This window comes from Streptomyces griseicoloratus (assembly GCF_014534645.1).
Classification (GTDB): Bacteria; Actinomycetota; Actinomycetes; order Streptomycetales; family Streptomycetaceae; genus Streptomyces; species Streptomyces griseicoloratus.
In genome coordinates, this window is sequence record NZ_JACVQF010000068.1 from 1 (window position 1) to 253 (window position 253).

Below are 253 nucleotides of genomic sequence, written 5' to 3' on the forward strand. Positions count from 1 at the left end.
CGCGGTGGGCACCACCGAGGACTCCTCCGGCGTGGTGGCCGGGAACAACATTCAGGTGCCGGTTTCGGTGCCGGTGAACGTGTGCGGGAACACCGTCAACGTCGTCGGCGCGCTGAACGACGCGTCCGGCAACTCGTGCGGCAACGTCTCGCACAAGGACGGAGGGTCCGCCTCCGCCGGTGGCGCCGAGGCGGTGGGCACCACCGAGGACTCCTCCGGCGTGGTGGCCGGGAACAACATTCAGGTGCCGGTC

At 70.0% G+C, this 253-nt stretch carries 1 protein-coding gene; it reads left to right on the forward strand.

Annotated elements, in window-relative coordinates; translation table 11 throughout:
* On the forward strand, positions 1-253 hold a 253-nt coding region (locus tag H0H10_RS40675), incomplete at both ends, for a chaplin (protein WP_188179081.1).